General features: G+C 45.7%; 19 protein-coding genes. 14 read left to right on the top strand and 5 right to left on the bottom strand.

Annotated elements, in window-relative coordinates:
- From gspF to V7R39_RS11245, 11 genes are all read left to right on the top strand, one after another.
- A complete protein-coding gene (gene gspF / locus V7R39_RS11295; protein ID WP_334030750.1) occupies positions 1–1,227 on the top strand; it encodes a type II secretion system inner membrane protein GspF in 1,227 nt (408 codons plus the stop codon).
- A complete protein-coding gene (gene gspG / locus V7R39_RS11290) occupies positions 1,227–1,664 on the top strand; it encodes a type II secretion system major pseudopilin GspG (RefSeq protein ID WP_032095339.1) in 438 nt (145 codons plus the stop codon). Before gspF ends, gspG begins: the two co-directional genes overlap by 1 nt.
- Positions 1,665–1,682: 18 nt before the next feature.
- A complete protein-coding gene (gene gspH / locus V7R39_RS11285) occupies positions 1,683–2,309 on the top strand; it encodes a type II secretion system minor pseudopilin GspH (RefSeq protein ID WP_334030748.1) in 627 nt (208 codons plus the stop codon).
- Positions 2,306–2,710, top strand: a complete 405-nt coding sequence (gene gspI / locus V7R39_RS11280) for a type II secretion system minor pseudopilin GspI (protein ID WP_334030747.1) — start codon at positions 2,306–2,308, stop codon at positions 2,708–2,710. The genes gspH and gspI overlap by 4 nt, the downstream gene beginning before the upstream one ends.
- A gap of 4 nt (positions 2,711–2,714) precedes the next feature.
- On the top strand, positions 2,715–3,341 hold the full coding sequence (gene gspJ / locus V7R39_RS11275) for a type II secretion system minor pseudopilin GspJ (protein ID WP_334030889.1): 627 nt from the start codon (positions 2,715–2,717) through the stop codon (positions 3,339–3,341).
- On the top strand, positions 3,341–4,444 hold the full coding sequence (gene gspK, locus V7R39_RS11270; protein ID WP_334030745.1) for a type II secretion system minor pseudopilin GspK: 1,104 nt from the start codon (positions 3,341–3,343) through the stop codon (positions 4,442–4,444). The genes gspJ and gspK overlap by 1 nt, the downstream gene beginning before the upstream one ends.
- Complete coding sequence (gspL, locus tag V7R39_RS11265) at positions 4,444–5,643, top strand: type II secretion system protein GspL (protein ID WP_334030744.1); 1,200 nt, start codon at positions 4,444–4,446, stop codon at positions 5,641–5,643. Before gspK ends, gspL begins: the two co-directional genes overlap by 1 nt.
- Positions 5,640–6,119 carry a type II secretion system protein GspM gene (gene gspM / locus V7R39_RS11260; protein ID WP_163106031.1) on the top strand — a complete coding sequence of 160 codons (480 nt, stop codon included), beginning with the start codon at positions 5,640–5,642 and terminating at the stop codon, positions 6,117–6,119. The genes gspL and gspM overlap by 4 nt, the downstream gene beginning before the upstream one ends.
- On the top strand, positions 6,116–6,871 hold the full coding sequence (locus tag V7R39_RS11255) for a type II secretion system protein N (RefSeq protein ID WP_334030742.1): 756 nt from the start codon (positions 6,116–6,118) through the stop codon (positions 6,869–6,871). The genes gspM and V7R39_RS11255 overlap by 4 nt, the downstream gene beginning before the upstream one ends.
- Before the next feature lie 65 nt (positions 6,872–6,936).
- A complete protein-coding gene (locus V7R39_RS11250; RefSeq protein ID WP_334030741.1) occupies positions 6,937–8,379 on the top strand; it encodes a YdgA family protein in 1,443 nt (480 codons plus the stop codon).
- A 62-nt stretch (positions 8,380–8,441) separates the two neighbouring features.
- Positions 8,442–8,750, top strand: coding sequence for an alpha/beta fold hydrolase (locus tag V7R39_RS11245; protein ID WP_334030739.1), 309 nt, complete (start codon positions 8,442–8,444; stop codon positions 8,748–8,750).
- Here V7R39_RS11245 and V7R39_RS11240 read toward each other — a convergent pair.
- The 3 genes from V7R39_RS11240 to yrfG all read right to left on the bottom strand — a co-directional run bounded on the left by V7R39_RS11240 (position 8,747) and on the right by yrfG (position 11,760).
- On the bottom strand, positions 8,747–10,126 hold the full coding sequence (locus V7R39_RS11240) for an NAD-dependent succinate-semialdehyde dehydrogenase (protein WP_334030738.1): 1,380 nt from the start codon (positions 10,124–10,126) through the stop codon (positions 8,747–8,749). The genes V7R39_RS11245 and V7R39_RS11240 overlap by 4 nt on opposite strands.
- Positions 10,127–10,513: 387 nt before the next feature.
- Positions 10,514–11,059, bottom strand: coding sequence for an inosine/xanthosine triphosphatase (yjjX, locus tag V7R39_RS11235; protein ID WP_334030737.1), 546 nt, complete (start codon positions 11,057–11,059; stop codon positions 10,514–10,516).
- 2 nt (positions 11,060–11,061) lie between these two features.
- Positions 11,062–11,760 carry a GMP/IMP nucleotidase gene (gene yrfG, locus V7R39_RS11230; RefSeq protein WP_032095322.1) on the bottom strand — a complete coding sequence of 233 codons (699 nt, stop codon included), beginning with the start codon at positions 11,758–11,760 and terminating at the stop codon, positions 11,062–11,064.
- Between the two features lie 76 nt (positions 11,761–11,836).
- Between yrfG and nudE the strand changes: the two genes are divergently transcribed.
- The 3 genes from nudE (at position 11,837) to V7R39_RS11215 (ending at position 13,985) form a co-directional block, all read left to right on the top strand.
- Positions 11,837–12,400: an ADP compounds hydrolase NudE gene (gene nudE / locus V7R39_RS11225; protein ID WP_334030735.1), complete on the top strand. Its 564-nt coding sequence runs from the start codon at positions 11,837–11,839 to the stop codon at positions 12,398–12,400.
- Between the two features lie 3 nt (positions 12,401–12,403).
- The gene (gene cysQ / locus V7R39_RS11220) at positions 12,404–13,249 is read left to right on the top strand and encodes a 3'(2'),5'-bisphosphate nucleotidase CysQ (protein ID WP_334030734.1); all 846 of its coding nucleotides are present in this window, start codon (positions 12,404–12,406) and stop codon (positions 13,247–13,249) included.
- A gap of 154 nt (positions 13,250–13,403) precedes the next feature.
- Complete coding sequence (locus tag V7R39_RS11215) at positions 13,404–13,985, top strand: YceI family protein (protein ID WP_334030733.1); 582 nt, start codon at positions 13,404–13,406, stop codon at positions 13,983–13,985.
- A gap of 140 nt (positions 13,986–14,125) precedes the next feature.
- Here V7R39_RS11215 and mdoH read toward each other — a convergent pair whose 3' ends face one another.
- Together mdoH and V7R39_RS11205 are read right to left on the bottom strand one after the other, a co-directional pair.
- The gene (gene mdoH, locus V7R39_RS11210) at positions 14,126–16,063 is read right to left on the bottom strand and encodes a glucans biosynthesis glucosyltransferase MdoH (RefSeq protein ID WP_334030887.1); all 1,938 of its coding nucleotides are present in this window, start codon (positions 16,061–16,063) and stop codon (positions 14,126–14,128) included.
- Between the two features lie 55 nt (positions 16,064–16,118).
- Entirely contained in the window at positions 16,119–17,765 is a 1,647-nt protein-coding gene (locus V7R39_RS11205) for a glucan biosynthesis protein (protein ID WP_334030732.1), read from the bottom strand.
- Positions 17,766–18,351: the final 586 nt, after the last annotated feature.

Genomic DNA, 18,351 nt, shown 5'->3' with positions numbered 1-18,351 from the left:
ATGGCAGCGTTCGCTTATAAAGCGGTCAATGCCCGCGGTAAAAATGAAAGTGGTGTACTTGAGGGCGATAATGCTCGGCAAGTGCGCCAGCAGCTTCGTGAGAAAGGCTTAATTCCACTCGATGTAGAACAAGTGGCTGAGCGTGTGCAAAATAATGGCTCGGGGTTCAGCTTTTCGCTGTTTAAGCCGCGCATATCTGCCTCTGACCTAGCGCTGCTTACTCGCCAAATGGCTACGTTAGTAGAATCTGCCTTACCCGTTGAAGAGGCGCTACTCGCCGTTGCCGAGCAGTGTGAAAAACCACGTCAGAAAAATATGATGATGGCGGTGCGCAGTAAGGTAGTTGAAGGCCACGGCCTTGCCGACGCGCTAGGTGAATTCCCCAGTGTTTTTGATGACCTCTATCGCTCTATGGTGGCGGCAGGTGAAAAATCTGGTCACTTAGACACCGTATTAAATCGGTTGGCGGATTACACCGAACGACGTCAACAAACCCGCAGTCAAATAACCCAAGCGCTAGTATATCCTTCACTCATGCTGTTTTTTGCAATGGGCATTGTGTTGCTACTGCTTACCGTAGTGGTACCCAAAATTGTGGGGCAATTCGACCATATGGGTCAGGACCTTCCCGGCATTACCCAATTTCTTATTTCATTGAGTACATGGCTACAAAACTACGGCCTGTTTTTATTGTTAGCTATCGCGGTACTCGTTGTCATTATGCAGCGTGTGTTGCAACAAAAGCTAATGAAGCTGCGCTATCACAAAGCGCTATTAAAAGTACCGCTCATTGGGAAGGTAACTCGCGGGCTCAATACGGCGCGATTTGCCCGTACTCTGAGTATTCTTAGTGCCAGTGCAGTGCCGCTATTAGAGGCAATGCGCATTTCTGGTGATGTACTTGAGAACCAGCATATTAAAAACCAAGTTGCCGATGCCGCTATAAACGTTAAAGAAGGTAGCAGCCTGAGAGCAGCATTGGATAATACGAAAATATTTCCACCTATGATGATGCATATGATTGCATCGGGAGAGAAGTCGGGTGAATTGCAACAAATGCTCGCCCGGGCCGCAGATAATCAAGATAGGGAATTCGAGTCGCTTATTGGTGTCTCACTAAAAGTGTTTGAACCTTTATTGATAGTCACAATGGCAGGGATTGTATTGTTTATCGTAATGGCAATTCTGCAGCCAATTTTAGCATTGAATAACATGGTGAATATGTAATGAAATCTTTAAAACGTAGTTCTGGATTTAGTTTGATTGAAGTAATGGTGGTGCTGTTAATCATCGGCATTATGGCGTCAATGGTAGCTCCTCAAATTTTGGGAAACCAAGAAGAAGCCCAGCTTAAAAAAGCGGCGGTAGATATTCAGCAGCTGGAAAGTGCTCTTGAAATGTATAAGCTGCGCAACAATCGCTTTCCTACTACCGAGCAAGGCCTTGATGCCTTAGTGACAGCGCCAACCTTAGACCCTATTCCGCGCAACTACCCAGAAGGTGGTTTTATTAAGCGCCTACCAGAAGATCCATGGGGAAATCCTTACGCGCTTATCAGCCCGGGAGAGCTTAGCGTAGTTGATATTTTCTCTAACGGCCCAGACCGCGAACCCGGTACCGATGACGATATCGGCAACTGGAATATTAACGAATACCTCAACTAGGCGTAACTCAAGCACACTATGTACAAGCGTGGCAGTACCCCAACAACATCAAACGGCTTCACCTTATTAGAAGTCATGTTAGTGCTGCTACTTATGGGTTTGGCTGCTGGCTATGTCATGTTTAATGCCTTTGGTGCCAGCAAAGCAGACCTGCTCAAAAGCCAAGCTCAGCGGCTGCAGGTTATTGTGGATATGGCCAGCGATTTTGCGGTGCTTAATCAGCAGCAGCTTGGCGTGCGCGTTGAGCAAAAAGATAACGAGTATTACTTTGTTTATCTTAATGATGACGACGAGTGGCAGCGCATTGAGGGTGAGGACGTATACGCAGTGCACACCCTGCCCGAGCCTTTTACGCTTACTCTAAATTTAGATGACTTGCCTTGGGTAGTTGAAGATCAGCTTTTCGACCGAGAGTTGTTCGATGAAAACCTTAGCGTGTCAGAAGACGGTGTTGAAATAGGCAGCGACGAAGATAAAAAGCTGCCTCCCCCCCAAATACTGATTATGTCGAGCGGCGATGTGACCCCGTTTACCTTGTCGTTCAATTACAATGGCGATGAGGGCGACGAGCCCGTTTATTTTAGCCTACAAAATAAAGACCTTCCTCCCCTTGCGCTTGAAGGGCCGCTGGAGAGACCGCTATGAGTACACACCAGCGCGCAAGCTCTCTCAAAGATAAACAAAAAGGGCTAACGCTACTTGAAGTGATGGTGGCGCTGCTCATTTTTGCATTAACAGGCACCGCTATTTTAAAAGCCGCTGGCGATCACCTATCCAGCGTTGGACAAATTGAATCTGTGACCTTTGCCAATTGGGTGGCGAGCAATCGATTAAACCAGCTTCAGCTTGAAACCACATGGCCGCCAAAAAATAACTTAAAAGGCAGCATGGAAATGGCAGACAGAACGTGGTTTTGGCAACAAAAAGTCACCAAGACCAACGACGGTGACTTACGCGCGGTGACCATTTCTGTTGGTGAAGATAAAAATTACGTGAGTACTGTAACCTCAGTGACTACGTTCGTCGCCAAGCCAACAAAGAGCTAGAGTGATGCAGCGCGGTTTTACACTCATTGAAATTTTAGTGGCCATGGCCATTTTTACACTTATTGGCTTAGCGTCCACGGGCTTACTCACCACGGTGATAGACAGCAACAGCTTGTCACAAGAGCGTTTTGAAAAACTGCAGCTTCTACAGCGGGCCATGGTGACCATAGAGCGCGATATACAGCAGGCAGTATCAAGGCCAGTTCGCGCGAACGGTGAAAAACAAGAAGTTGTGATGGCCGGCGGCGAAGTAGACGGCAGTGATGACGACGGCATCGGCTTTGTTCGCGGCGGCTGGCATAACCCTCAACTCATGCTGCCCAGAAGTACTCTGCAATACGTGGCCTATCGATTACGTGATAATAAATTGGAACGCCTATACAGCAATTACGTCGATAACGTGATTGGCTACGAGCCCAAGGTTCGTGTACTGCTTGAAAATATTGAGAGCTTTAAGGTTGAGTTTTTGTCTGGCAACAATGCCTCGTCGACGATAAAAGATGATGACGATATTGAGTGGAGCGAAAAATACCAAGACACGGCGCTTCCACGCGCCGTCGCTATTGAGTTCGTCAGCAAAGATTTTGGTATGCTTCGCCGCGAATTCACCCTTGTTAGTGGTGACTCATAATGAAGCATAGCTCTTCTTTAAAAACGAGTGTTGAAAATTCGACGTGTGTAAAATCGGCTCGTCTAGGATCGTCTCGAGCAAAGTCCTCTCAAAGAAAAGCGCCTCGCCTTCAGTCGCCAGCAAAGCAGCAAGGTGTGGCACTGATGATAGTGCTTATGATCGTTGCCCTAGTGGCGGTTTTAGCCACTGAAATGGGCACTCGGCTGCAGCTACAAGTGCAGCGCACGATGAACCTAAAAGATAATAATCAGGCGTATTGGTACGCCTTGGGCGCAGAAGCTTTTGCTAGGAAGTCGATTAAAACGCTGATTGAAGAGACGCCAGACAAGATATCCCTTGATCAACCGTGGGCACAAGAATTTGCTTACCCCTTAGAGGGTGGTGGACTTACCGCCAACTTAAAAGACTTGCGAGCCTGCTTTAATCTTAATGCAATCAACTCTGGAGACGTTGGCTCAAACCCCAACAGCTCAAGAGATACCACCGAAGCCATGAACGCATTTAGCAGTATGCTGTTGGCACTTGGGATAGACGGCCTTGATAGCTATACCGCAGATACGTTTCGAGACGGTTTAGCCGATTGGGTGGATGAGGACGATAACCAACGCTCCTTGGGCGCTGAAGACAGTGAATATGAATCTCGAGAGTTTCCGTATTTAGCGGCCAACGGCCCACTGGCTTCTACCAGTGAATTGCGTATTATAAATGGCGCATCACCACAATGGCTGGGCAACGTTATGCCACTAGTGTGCGTTATTCCAGATAACGACGAGTTAAAAATAAACGTCAATACATTAGACGAAGAAGAGGCGCCGCTCTTAGCTGGGCTCACCGGATTAGATTTGCAGCAAGCCACCAGCCTTTTAGCCAATAGACCGCAAGAAGGTTGGGATGAGGTGGACGACTTTTTAAACGAGCCGGCTATACAAGCTCTTTCCCTGTCTAATTCGCGCAGAGACTGGTTTACGGTTAAAACCGAGTATTTTATTTTGCACACAAAAACTAAATATAATAAAGCAACGTTTAAGCTTTCCACCGTGTTTCAAGTAAGCACAGACAACGGCGTGAATATACTGAGGCGCGAGTTCGGAGGAACACAATAATGGAACAACTACTGGTAAGGCTGGGCGCGAATAAAAGCGACGCCGTTAGCTGGTTGGTTTACTCAACTGCCGATGATGAAATAATGGCATCGGGCGAATTAGAGAATGCCGACGCGTTAGCAACGCTCACAGAGCGCACTGGCCAGCGAAGCGTAATCGCATTAGCGCCAAGCAGCGACATTTTACTCAAGTGGGTAACGCTACCACCGCGAGCTGGCAGAAAAGTGATTGCCGCACTACCCTATATGCTTGAAGAAGAGCTTGCCACAGATATTAGTAAGCAGTTTTTTGCCTTAGGTCCAAAAGTGGGTAACGAGCAGGCAGTCGCTATTGTGAGTCATGAAAAAATGCAGCAATGGCAACTATGGCTGCAAGACGCTAATTTGGTGTGTGACACCATTATTCCAGATGTGCTCGCAGTGCCTCACACGGCAGACGGTTGGTCTATTTTGACTCTCGGTGATCAGCTTTTAGTTCGCCAAGATAATTTCAAAGGCATTCAAGGCGAGCAGCAGTGGCTACTGCCAACACTTGCTCACTTTACGTCACAGCATTCAACGCCTGTGAGCGTGACCAACTATGCCGGTATCGACCTCTCTGGTTTGCCCAATATAGAAGAAACCGAAACGCCTCTAGAGCTTCCCATGCAGGTGCTTGCTAAAGAGGCGACGGCTACTAGTTTTAACTTATGCCAAGGCGAATACAAAGTTAAACGCAAACGCAGCAGTGCCCTGTCGCAATGGCGCGTAGCGGCTGTGCTAGCGGTGCTGGTGCTATGCACAGCCTTAATTGACAAAACGGCCACCCTGTATCAATTACAGTCGCAAAACGACGTATTGCGCAGTCAAATTAGTAACACCGTGAAAAGCGGCTTTCCTAATATTGGCACCTACCGAGACGTGCGCCGCAAGCTGCAAAGTGAAATGGCTAAATTAGAACAAGGTGGCGGCAATGCGTCCATGCTAATTATGCTAGACCAGCTTTCTCCTGCTTTTGCAGCCACCGACGTTAAACCGCAAACTCTTCGCTTTGACGCCAGTCGCACTGAAATACGCATTCAGGCCGAAGGCAAAAGCTTTGAAGCACTTGAGCAGTTTAAGAAAACCGCCGAGCAGGCTGGCTTTTTGGTTGAGCAAGGTGCGATAAATAATCGCGATAGCGGTGTTGTTGGCACAGTGTCTATTAGGAGTACGTCATGAACGCGCTATTAGAAAAATATAAAGCACTGACTGAGCGCGAGCAAAAGCTTGTGTTGATATCTGGCGTAGTCGTTGTGATCGCCATATTCTATTTTGCCATTTGGTCTCCCCTTAACAATGCGCTTTCGCAGCAGCAAAAGTTGCTCGATAATCAGCAGTCACTGTTGGTATGGGTAAAAGACAGTGCCGCAAGAGCTAAGCAACTGCGTCGTGTCTCTGGCACTAGCCAAGGCTTTTCTGGTTCGCTGCCGCAGGCAGTCAATCGCACGGTGGCAAAACACGACATTGCTATTTCGCGCATGCAGCCACAAAACGATGAGCTTCAAATTTGGGTTGATCAAGCGCCGTTTAACAATGTACTAGAGTGGCTTAAAACCATGGAAAGTATGGGCGTGGTGATTTTACAAGCAGATATAACATCGGCTGATGCCGAAGGGTTTATCAAAATTCGTCGATTACGATTAGGTAAAGCATGAAGTCAAAAATAAGCTGGATTGTAGGCGGAATAATCGCATTTTTAATATTTGCCATTGCTTACATGCCCGCGGTGCAAGTGATTGGCCGCATAACACTGCCACAAAATGTCTCCATTGAAGGCGTGAGCGGAACGCTGTTTAGCGGAAAAGCGCAAACTGTGGTAGTAAACGGTCTTCCTATTAACAATGTAAAATGGGAATTAAACCCACTTTATATGCTCATTGGCAGCATTAACCTTGATGTAAAAGCAGGCAATATTCGCGATAAAAACGACATTGCTTTTGAAGGCCCAATTTCAACAGGGCTATTTAGTCAAACCTCGGTAAGCACAGAGGCATTCACACTGTATTTGCCTGTCGATAGAGTGCTAGCTCAAGTTCAGCTACCGCTACCAGTTAACGCAGGCGGCCGCTTTAAAGTAAAATTAGACGAGTTGCACTATGGGCCAACATGCCGCGCACTCTCTGGTACTGGAGACTGGCTAAACGCGACAGTGGCTGGAACCCAAGGCCCTATCGATTTTGGTACCTATTCGGCTAAGCTTCGCTGCGAAGGTGACGATATTGGCATTACCGTAAACGAGCCAAACATGCTCGGGCTGTCTATCGATGCAACCGTTCAAGCAGACATGCAAAAATTCCAAGTCGCTGGAAAATTTAAGCCCGACGACAGTTTGCCCAATGAGGTGCACCAAGCGGCACGGCTTTTCGGCACGCCTGACGCCAATGGCTACACGCAATTTAAGCTTTAAATGGTAAGCTTAAAATAGTAAGCGTTAAATTTTGATTTTTAATTACACAAACAAAGGATTGTACTTTGAATAAAGCATTCATTTTAGGCGGCGGAATTACTCTTGCTGCGCTTTTAATTGCACCTACTTTTATCGGTAATAGCATTGAAACAAAAGCACGCAGCACGCTTGCTGCGTTAAACGAACAGCCGCTGTATTCTGCATCAATAGTGTCTTACGACAAAGGCTGGTTTAGCAGTAGCGCACAAATAGAAATCGCACTAGATATCAACGGTATACTAGCCGCGCAGCAGGTGGGCAACACTCAAGAAGTTAGCACTGAAGACGTTAGCATGGAAAACCCGACAATAATTGCTAACGTAAACGCCTATCATGGCCCCATCTATTTTGGTGACGGTGTGGGTATTGCAAAAGTAAAATACAACATCGCCGTTCAAGGTGAAGCGCTTCGCGAGTATGTAGCCTGGCCCGACGACGAGCCGCTGTATTTTAACGAAGGTACGTTAGGCCTTTTCAATGGTCTAAATTACTCCGACGCGATTCCAGCACTACAAGGTGTAGATGACGAGCTAACCCTTAACTTTTCAGGGTTTAATGGTGAAGCGAAGCATGAAGGTGATGGCATTCACTATCAAGGACAGGCCAAGTCGCTTGCTATGAGCGATGGCGCTTTCTCATTTGAAATGTTGAACACCACCGCTGATATTACCTACAGCGACGACGTTGATATGCTTGCGGCTATGAACGGTGAACTGTTTGAGGGTGATGCGGCAATTGCCATTGAAGAAATGGTATTTTCAGATGAAACGGGAACGAACATTCTCGTTGAAGCACTACGTATTATTACCAACACGGATATTGATGAAGACACCAATACGGCCAATGTGTATGTTGAGTATGCGGTTGATAAAATTGAAGGTGCTGCACAAAATGCCTCTGACATGGTGATCGGCATTGCCATCAACAACCTTGATGTAGACTTCATCAAAGCCTATCAGGATTTCAGCAACACTACACTATCAACGCCTGCCGACGAATTACCCGAACAGCTTCAGGCATTTATCAAAGATAATTTACTACAACAGCTACAAACTGAGCCTGAAATTAACATTACCAAGCTGGCCATGACCTTACCTGAGGGCAGTTTTACCGGTAAGGCTAACTCAAAGCTAGTGGGTGTTACTGCGCTTCCAGACACCCTTGAAGATCCAAGCTACTGGGTGTCCCACTTACTCGCTAATGCACAAATTAAAGCCGACAAAGCATTCGTTGAAAGCATGGCTTCAGGGTATATGGTTGCTGAACTTGCTGCTAACCCGCAAACTCAAGGCATGACAGCAGAAGAGCTGCAAAGCCTTGCAGCGCAACAGGTTCCCATGGTGTTAAACAGCTTTGTAGAACAAGGTTTTATCAAGCAAACTGAAAATGGCTACGACGCAGAATTTGTATTAAAAGACGGCAAGGCTAACCTTAACGGCGCCGAAATTCCGTTACCATTTGCTCAGTAGCAAGGTAATAAGGTAATAAAGCAATAGGGAAGCAAACCAATAACTGAACAGGGCATTCGAACATGCAGTTAGCAAAATGGCAGAGCGGCGGCGAGTATTTTACTTATGACCAACAAGCGCTATTTTACCGAACTGATGGCGAAGGCCCTGTTTTGCTGCTTATCCACGGTTACCCAACAGCAAGTTACGATTGGGTTAAGCTATGGCCCACGCTAACTCAACACTTTCGCTGTATCACCTTGGACATGTTGGGGTTCGGATTCAGTAGTAAGGCACCCACTAAATATCAAATCACTGAACAAGAAGGCAGAGTAATGACTCTGCCCTTTCTGATTTTTTTACACTGCATCGAAGTACATAAGCGATTTTAGTTACTCGCAACCATTATCGTTTTGATATTCACAAACTCGCGAATACCATAACCGCCGTGCTCTCGACCATAACCACTGTCTTTTACACCACCGAAGGGTAGGTTAGGCTGGGCGAGTGAATAACCGTTGATATTTACCATACCGGTATCAAACTCATTTTTAGCAAGCGCAATGGCGTTATCTGTGTCGGTACTGAAAATACCGCCGCCAAGTCCATAGCGCGAATCGTTTGCAATTTCCATGGCCTGCTTATCGTCACGAGCACGAATGAGTGAGGCAACTGGGCCGAACAATTCGTCATCGTAGGCTGGCATACCAGGAGACACGTTTTCTAATACCGTCACTGGGTAAAAGTAACCAGCTGCATCTGGCACTTCACCGCCTAAGGATATAGTCGCACCTGCATTTACCGATTTTTCTACCTGCTCGTGCAGTTCGTCTCGTAGGTCTTCCCGAGCCATGGGGCCCAAGTCCGTTCCTTCTTTTGAAGGGTCACCAACCGATAATTTTTTACACTGAGCAACAAATTTATCTCTAAATTCATCGTATACACTATCTGAAATGACAAAACGCTTTGCTGCCACACAGGTTTCACCGTTATTAATCACTCGGCCTTTGATGCACATTTCCACTGCATTATCGATATCGGCATCAGCCAACACGATGAAGGCGTCATTACTGCCTAATTCCATTACCGTTTTTTTCGATTCGCCGGCCGCTTCTTTCGCCACCTGCTTACCAACGCTGTCACTTCCGGTAAAGGTCACACCACGAACATGCTTGTGTTTGATAAGATCACTTGCCGTGCTGCCGTCAATCATTAGCGATTGATACACATTTTTTGGAAAGCCTGCATCTTCGTAAAGCTGCTGAATAGCTTGTGCCATACCAAACACGTTTTGCGCATGTTTAAGCACCGTTGTGTTACCGGCCATAATATTCGATGCGCTATAACGTATCACTTGATATAGCGGGAAGTTCCAAGGCTGAATGCCTAAAATAACGCCCGTAGGCTGATACGTAATAATGGCTTTGCCGCCCTCGTATACACGCGCTTCATCTTCTAAAAATGATGCGCCATGTTCGGCGGTATATCGACAAATCTCGGCGCAAAGCTGTACTTCTTGCTTGCCCTGTTCTGCCACTTTACCCATTTCAAGCGTCATTAAGTTAGCAAGATCATCGATGCGTTCTTCCATCAAATCCGCTAAGTTATTAAAAATTTCGGCTCGTGCCCCAAAGGAAGTTTTCTTCCAATTTAGATAAGCTTCATGAGAGCGCGTTACCGCTTGTTCGGCATCTTCCGCTGATATTAATTGGTAATGATCAAGTTGCTCACCAGTCGTCGGGTTATACGTCTTAATTGTCTCGCTCATTGTCAAACTCCTTGTTCTGTTGATGAACTAGGTAGTGCAACTACAGCGCCAACAAGTATGAAATAAAAGTAAGCATTTAAATTCAATAACTTAAATTCATAAGTTACGCTTAAATCTATAAAGCAATAAGAATGAATATTGGGAAAAGATTACGAGTAAAGGTAAAGATTTCAGAAAATTGATGTCAATACGCTTGCGATTAAGCATGTTTAGAGGGGGAAAACCTGCCTTTTAGCTTTCACTGCGTGCGAACCTTTGCGCTGCGTTTTTGCACAGGCCCTTTACAACAAAGTAAAAATTATGGATGCATAAGCTCTTTTTATGGCTAACTCAAAGACAATCAAGAGAGAAAAGAGCGCACAGAAAACAAGGGGAACGACTAAATGACTAATCGGTGTAAAGGTCAGGAAAGTGAAATTTTGCCATTGCCAGGGTAAGCGCCACTTCATAAACACTTTGGCGAGTAGCGTGATTCAGCGTAAGCAGACCAATGGCACCGCCTTTTTGTTTTACATTTACCGTATCAAACAAGGCATCCATTACCGGGCCGAGCTCTTCCCCGCGCTGTAGTGCTTGAAACACCGCGACAGGAAGGGGCAAACTTGCACTTCGCGTAACCGACCAATGCCCTTCGTGGTAAATAGCCACATACGCAAAGGTTGCAGGGCCATCTTCAAACACATCCACACCGCCCTCTATGGCGACATACCATGAATCTGGAAAGCCACCTTCATGCAGACTCAGCATGGCTTTCACTCTGTTTATAGCACCCTCACGGGTTTCTGCTTCAGACATGGGCTGCTCAGCTACGCCACTTTCTACCGATATACCCTCGGCATCAAAATCATGCTCTAACGTGTCAGATAAGGTATTAAGCGCAGCGTTGATCTTTACCGGGTTTTTAGACCCTATGTAAATGGTGTCAGGAATCATGCCTAGCTCCTTGTAACCGGGTTATTGACAATGTCATCAACCATCAAACGATAGTCACGCACCGCGGGAAACTCGGTTATATTTCTGTCTGGCAAGGTGCGGTCAGGATTGTCCACCGCCAGTAAATGTTTAATACCAAACGTTTTAGCCGCGTTCAGTATAGGCAAAGAATCATCGACAAACAGCGTTCGCTCATTAGTAAACTGAACCCGCTCCTGTAAACGTTGCCACAGCAATTGAGATTCTTTCGTTACCCCAAACTCATGAGTGGAGATGAGATTATCTATATGCTCGTCTAACTGGGTATGCTCTAACTTTAAGGCCAAGCTATTCGGATGGGCATTAGTCACAAGCACCACTTGGCGACCAGAAGTGTGCAGTGCGTTTAAAAATGGGACCGTGTCTTCGCGAATAGAGAGCAAGTGAGACAGCTCGCGTTTTAGCGGCATAAACTCAGAATCTAAATCTAAAGATAAAGACTCAGCCCAGTAATCAAGGCAATACCATTGAATTTGACCAAAAACGCTGTCGTAGCGCTTTTTCATTTCGGCTTGGCTTTGCGCTTCTGAAATACCGCGAATTTCAGCTAATCGTTTGGGAAGGTGATACAACCAGAACTGATTATCGTAATGTAAATCCAGTAGTGTACCGTCCATATCAAGCAGTACGGTGTCTATTTCATTCCAGGGCAGAAAGGGCAAGCGATTTTCCTTATAATGAAGTAAGCTAGAATATGAGCAATTCGATGAACATGATAACAAAGTTGTAGCGAGAGACATGCGAAAAATTGACCCAAATAAAGCATTACCACACATTCATTCTCGTAAGATTGTGGCACAAAGCAATCTCTTTAGGGTAGAAAGTTTAGATTTAGAGTTTTCTAACGGTGAAACCCGTCAATTTGAGCGTATGGCCGGCGGAAATCGCGGTGCCGTCATGATTGTCCCGATGCTAGATGCCGATACCATGGTACTTATCAGAGAGTATGCGGCCGGCACTCACTCCTACCAACTCGGTTTTCCAAAAGGCCTTATTGACCCTGGTGAAACTGCGCTTGAAGCCGCGAACAGAGAGCTTCAAGAGGAAGCAGGTTTTGCAGCAAAGGAGCTTACCGAGCTACATCAAGTCAGTATGGCGCCTACCTTCTTTAATGCCAGTATGACAATTGTAATGGCACGAGATCTTTACCCCAAAACACTTGAAGGCGACGAGCCTGAGCCTTTAGAGGTAATAAACTGGCCGATTGCTGAGTCAGATGCTTTACTTGCACGAGAAGATTTTGTTGAAGCCCGTTGTATTGCTGCTCTATTTTTAGCTCAGAAGTGGTTAAAGGAACAATAAACTATGCCCGACGATGCCCACCCCGACCTACTAGAATTGGCAAAAGAAGTTGCAATAGAAGCCGGCAAAGCAGTCTTAGAAGTATATGAAAATCGCGACTTTGACGCGTATCAGAAAGACGACGACTCACCGGTGACCAGTGCCGACTACCTTGCGAACGACATCATTAATAAACGATTGTCAGAAGCTACTCCCGACATTCCTATTCTTTCTGAAGAAAATAAGCACGCGAGTTTAGACGAGCGAAAACACTGGACTCGCTACTGGCTTATTGACCCCATAGACGGTACACAAGAGTTTATCGCTCGCAGCGGTGACTTTGCCGTGAACATTGCACTAATTGAAAACAATGAGCCCACGATTGGCGTTATTTTTTGGCCTCCTGGGCAATCAATTTATTACGCGCAAAAGGGTAAAGGGGCATTTAAGTCTACGCCAGAAGGCGATAGGCCTATCTCGGTACGCAAGTTGACCGACCCTAAAAGTAGCGTTGTTATGATTGCAATTAGCCGACGTCAGTCCCGTGAAAAAGTGCTCAACCGAATGTGTGCTAAACGTATCTACAACATGCTGCCTCTTGGAAGCTGCTCGCTGAAAGCGTGCTTTATCGCTGAAGGTAAAGCAGATGTATTTATGCGCATTGGCATTACGGGCGAATGGGATACAGGCGCGTCTCAATGCATTGTATCTGAAGCTGGAGGCAGTATTACCACGGCAAACTTTGAACCGCTGACGTATAACAGGCGACATTCGCTAGAGAACCCAGATTTTGTGGTAATGGGCGATCAACGCGTGCCATGGCAGGACATTGTGAAGTATGATGACTTCGAAAACCCATACACAAAATAAGACGTATAAGTTTTTGAATATTGCATAAATATCCTCACGGTTTACCCACAGTAGACCGTGCAATTTAGCCGTATTGCTACCCAATAGGTTTCGTTGGCTTTTTCATGTATTCAATGCCAAACGAAATTAATGCATCAACAGGAGTTATCAAACGATGGCAAAGTACGTTCGCACATTATCAACCGCTTTACTGGCATGTGGACTCTCGTTTAACGCGTCTGCAGATTGGACAATTAACAAAGATACCAGCGCATTACATTTCATATCGACTAAAAACGCGCAAGTCACTGAAGTGCATCAATTCGATAGCTTCAAAGGCAATCTATCAGACGACGGTGAGCTCAACGTTGAGGTAGACCTTTCATCAGTGAATACGGCAATAGAGATTCGCAACAAACGCATGCAAGAAATGCTGTTTAACGTGAGTGAGTTCGCAACAGCAAACTTTGAAGCAACCTTAACCAAACCCATGATGCAGCTAAAAGCCGGTGAAGTGATGAACGGCAAAGTAGACGGCATACTAACGCTGCACGGTAAGGCAGTACCTACTGCATTTGCAGTAATTGTTAGCCAAGTTGATGCTGATACGCTGACTGTTTCAACCAGCGCACCTACGCTCATTAAAGCTGAGTCGTTTGGGCTAGTCCAAGGCGTTGCTGCTTTGCAAAAAATTGCTGGTTTGAAAAGTATAACAACCACGGTGCCGGTTACGTTTTCGGTGACGCTTAACCGCTAGCTCCCATAGACTGAAAACTCACAGTACAAATAAAAGAAGCCGCTTTGAAAAGCGGCTTCTTTGTTTGTGGCTGTCCTTTTAGGCTTCTTTGTAGAGCTAGCGCTCTTTAGAATCCCTTAAGGAAATCAACGTTTAAAACCCTAACCTTGTGCAACAAGCATAGGCATTCTAGGAGCAGGCTGTTGATTTAACGCCTGCTCTGGCATGGTTAGCCATAAGCTCTCAGGTAAAGCCGGCACAGTAGTCTCGTGCTTAGGAGCAGAGAAGTGGGAAATAGTAAAATGCTTCATTGCTACATTCAGACGTTTAAGCGCCTTACACTCGTTCACCTCTTCACCAATAACAAACACACCCCACTTACGCATTGTTTCACCCAGCACGTCACTACTTGTAAGGCGAATAACAGGGGCCGCTAGCACCATACCTGTTAGCACAGGAAGTAACCACATAAACAGCGACGGCGTGAAATAAAACGTCGTTACACCCCAAGCTATGGCTAGTGAACTCATAATTTGCGTGTGCTTAATGGCGACAGACCAGGGTACTTTGCGACCTTCACGCTCCTGAGCTTCCCATTTTACTGAAAACCCGACGAACACACTGATAACAAAGTAACTATGGTAAAACATCATAAGTGGTGCAATAAGCACAGCCATAACAAGTTCAAGGGATGCTCCTTTAAGCAACGCCCACGCGCCACCAAACTCACTTCTGCGCTTAATTAGGGCAAGAGTAATACCGAGTAACTTAGGTAAAAACAACAGTGCTGCCGTGCCCCACATCGTCACCATCATCATATCTTGTCTAGCCACCTGCCAACTTGGAAATAACTGATATTCAGACATAAAGAAGTCAGGCACTGTTGTTGCGCGAATTAACGCATCGGCTGTGCCTAGTGCCAGCATGCAAAACAGAATAAGCGATGAAATATAGGCAAACGCGCCAAATAGGAAATGCAAACGGTTAGCCGTTTTAAGGCCTTTCACGTTAAGCAGACCAAGATGTTGAATGTTGCCTTGAACCCAACGACGATCGCGTATGGCGTAATCGACGATATTGCTAGGTACTTCTTCATAGCTTCCCGTTGTGTCGGTTAGCAAATACGCCTGCCATCCTGCACGTGACAGTAACGCCGCTTCAACGAAGTCATGACTCAATACTTCACCGCCAAACGGTGCACGTCCTTCAAGGGTAGGAAGACCACAGTGCTGCATAAACGGCGCTATACGGATAATAGCGTTGTGGCCCCAATAATTGGCGCTGTCGGTTTGCCAAAAAGAGAGACCTGTGGCCAGCATAGGGCTATACAGGTGTGCTGCAAATTGAACGAAACGCCCGAAAAACGTATTTTGGCGCACCGGCATAGGAATGGTTTGAATTAACGCGGTATCAGGTGCTTGCTCAATGCGTTTTGCTAAATCTTCCATGCGTTCGCCGGTCATCACACTATCGGCATCTAGCACAATCATAGATTCGTAGTTACCGCCCCAGCGCTCACAGAACTCTTTAAGATTACCCACTTTTCTATGGGTGTTATTTTCACGGCGGCGATAGAAAACCTGCCCAGCGTAATCGCCCAAACGTCTTTGCAAACGAGTGAATGCATGTAGTTCTGCTTCGGCTTTTTCGCTATCACGTGTATCGCTTAACATGAAAAAGTCGAAGTTTTCTTTGCTGTCGCCATCCATAAGCTCGCGGACACACGTCTCGAAACCCACCATAATGCGCTTGGTATCTTCGTTATAAACTGGCATAACCACGGCGTGGCGCTGCGTTAAAGCAACGCCTGCTTCGGGTGCCGCCAATTTCTTTTTCAAACTCAGCGGGTCGATATTGAACAGCTGTAAAACGAATCCAATTATTCCTGTCCAAAATGCCATACACAGCCAAGCGAAAAGAGTTAACCCAAGTCCTAGTTGTGCAATTTCTAAGTTTGTTAATCCATTAGGTAAAAATATTTCATACAAACTCCAACCGGCCAGCGCCGTGCTCGGAATAACGAGCATTGCCATTATAAATAAACGCATATGTGCTCCTTTGATGATTTGGTTACATGATGTGATTTTTGATGGTCCGATTTCTGACGATCTGGTTTCTGATGACGGCCCTGACTGCTGTTCAGCTTCCATCGATTTATTTAGGTTGGTAGACATAATTCCATACCTCGCTCACTCGCTCGCCGTCCTGCTCAATATAAGCACGCATATCGGTGGTTTGATTTTCCGTTGGCTGCATAAAGAAGGTAGCCCGCCACTCTGCGCCATCTGCTACAGGGTATAAACGCTGTTGAGAAACCGTGCCGTTTGCGCTTTGCACTACGAGTTTTGTGGTTTTATCATCAAACGTTTTTGCCTTTGGCGCTAAGAAATCAACAGTAAACTGACGTGTGGTTGCCAATGACTCATCTTTAAACTCATCACCAGGCAATACTGCGCTTCCTTGTCTGGTGCGCTCTACCGTTGCTAATGCGCTTTGAAAGGGATGTTGCTCTACCGTTTTAAGTTCATAAGAGAAATACATTGAATCGCCTTCGTTAAACGGCTCTTCTGGTGTCCAAAACGCAACAATATTGTCGTGAATTTCAGAGGTAGTTGGAATTTCAACAACCTCTAAACGGCCTTTATTAAAACCTTCTCTCGGTGTAACCCATAGACCAGGGCGAATATGGTAGTTTGCTTCTGCGTCTAGGTAGTTATCCCATTGCCCATCGCGCTGTAACATACCGAAGCCTTTAGGCTTACTGTCGCTTAGTGAGGTAATTTGCAAGCGAGACGGATTTGTTAACGGTCTGAAAATTTCTTCATCGGCATGAGTTACCATTAATACACCATCGCTATCGTGCACTTCAGGACGGTAGTCGTCATGACGCTGTTGTGTATTTTCGCCGTACAAAAACATACTAGTAAACGGAGCAACGCCAAGCTTTTCCACGTCTTCGCGAGCAAACAACCAGCTCTCAACCTCGACGGTTGTATCTTCACCTGGCTCGATAACAAATTTATAAGCGCCAGCAACAGATGGACTTTCCAAACGGGCATAAATGGTAATTGGCTGGCCTGGCTCTGACGCTTTTTTGCTAGGCTCAACTATCCAAAACTCGGTAAAGTGAGGAAACTCTTCACCCTTGGTTAATGCCGTATCAATGGCGAGGCCTCTTGCAGAAATTCCGTATACTTGGTTTTTACCCACTAAGCGAAAATAAGAAGCGCCCAGAAAAACGGCAAATTCATCTTTATACTCGTCACTTTTGATAGGGTAATGAACACGGAAACCTGCAAACCCTGAGTTCTCATCAGTTAACCCTTTAAGTGCTGATGATTGTCCATCGTAGCTGAACATCTCGCTGTCAAAGGCTAAACGCTCGGGGGTATTGCTGCTCCCGATGGTATGAATAGTAACGGGATATTCGTAAAGAAAGCCTGGGTGAAAAAATTGAAGCTCGTAGTCGTTTTCATCATGCCAAAGACTTTGCTCAGGTTGAAAACGAATAGAACGGTATGTTTGGTAGTCAATTTCCTTGAGCTTACTGTCTAAGTTATGATCGTCTTGTTCATAGCTTTCACTTGCAGAAGCTTTGGCTGCGTTAATAACCGATTGTAGAACCGGTGACGCTTTCTGCGGCTGATTATTACCGTTCACAGGTGTCGCCATTGCATTTGGTAAAACAACAAACGCTAAAATGCTTGAAACGTAAACCAATGCACGGGGCATTGCACAGCTTATAGATACGTGTTGCTTAACTATATTTCGCATGATAATTGATAAACGTGGCACGGCCATTTTCCTCTCCTTTGGGTAATGGGCTATCGCAGCTGCTTTATTTATCTAAGCAGTAGAAAGGTGCTCTATTCCTTTCCTTTGGATTAACGCAGTAAAGGGAAAACTAAAACTCTGCGCCTACTCTCAAATGCAATAACTCTCACAGGGAGGGAGCAAGACACGGACCAACGCGTTCAAAAAGACAACCAAATAAAATAATTATCAATATTTTCAACCTATTAGAGTGATAAAAAAGATACCATCACACTAAATGTGCTCATTTTTTCCAATGGAGAAACCTTAGCCATCTACTATTTACCTTAAAAACTGTTGTTTTTTAGAGACAGTATTTACGCCTACCATTAACACCACATCGTCATTCTTTCTATCTAAATATCGATTAGCCACATTAAACACTTTTATATTTCCTTTGTTTTTCATCACGTTAAATATAAAAAACGTATTAACTTGGGTTTAAGGAGCGAGTTGGCAAAGGCCTTGCTGTTTAGGAAAGGTAAATTGTCAGTAGGACGGGGATGACACGGTAAAAAGTAAAATTTGCATATTTTGCATGTCATCGTCATTTTTTATTCAGTTCACTATTAGG

This window comes from Alteromonas sp. P256 (genome assembly GCF_036864455.1).
Classification (GTDB): Bacteria; Pseudomonadota; Gammaproteobacteria; order Enterobacterales; family Alteromonadaceae; genus Alteromonas.
The sequence above is the reverse complement of the archived record's forward strand: the minus strand, read 5'-3'. Positions and strand labels throughout refer to the sequence as shown.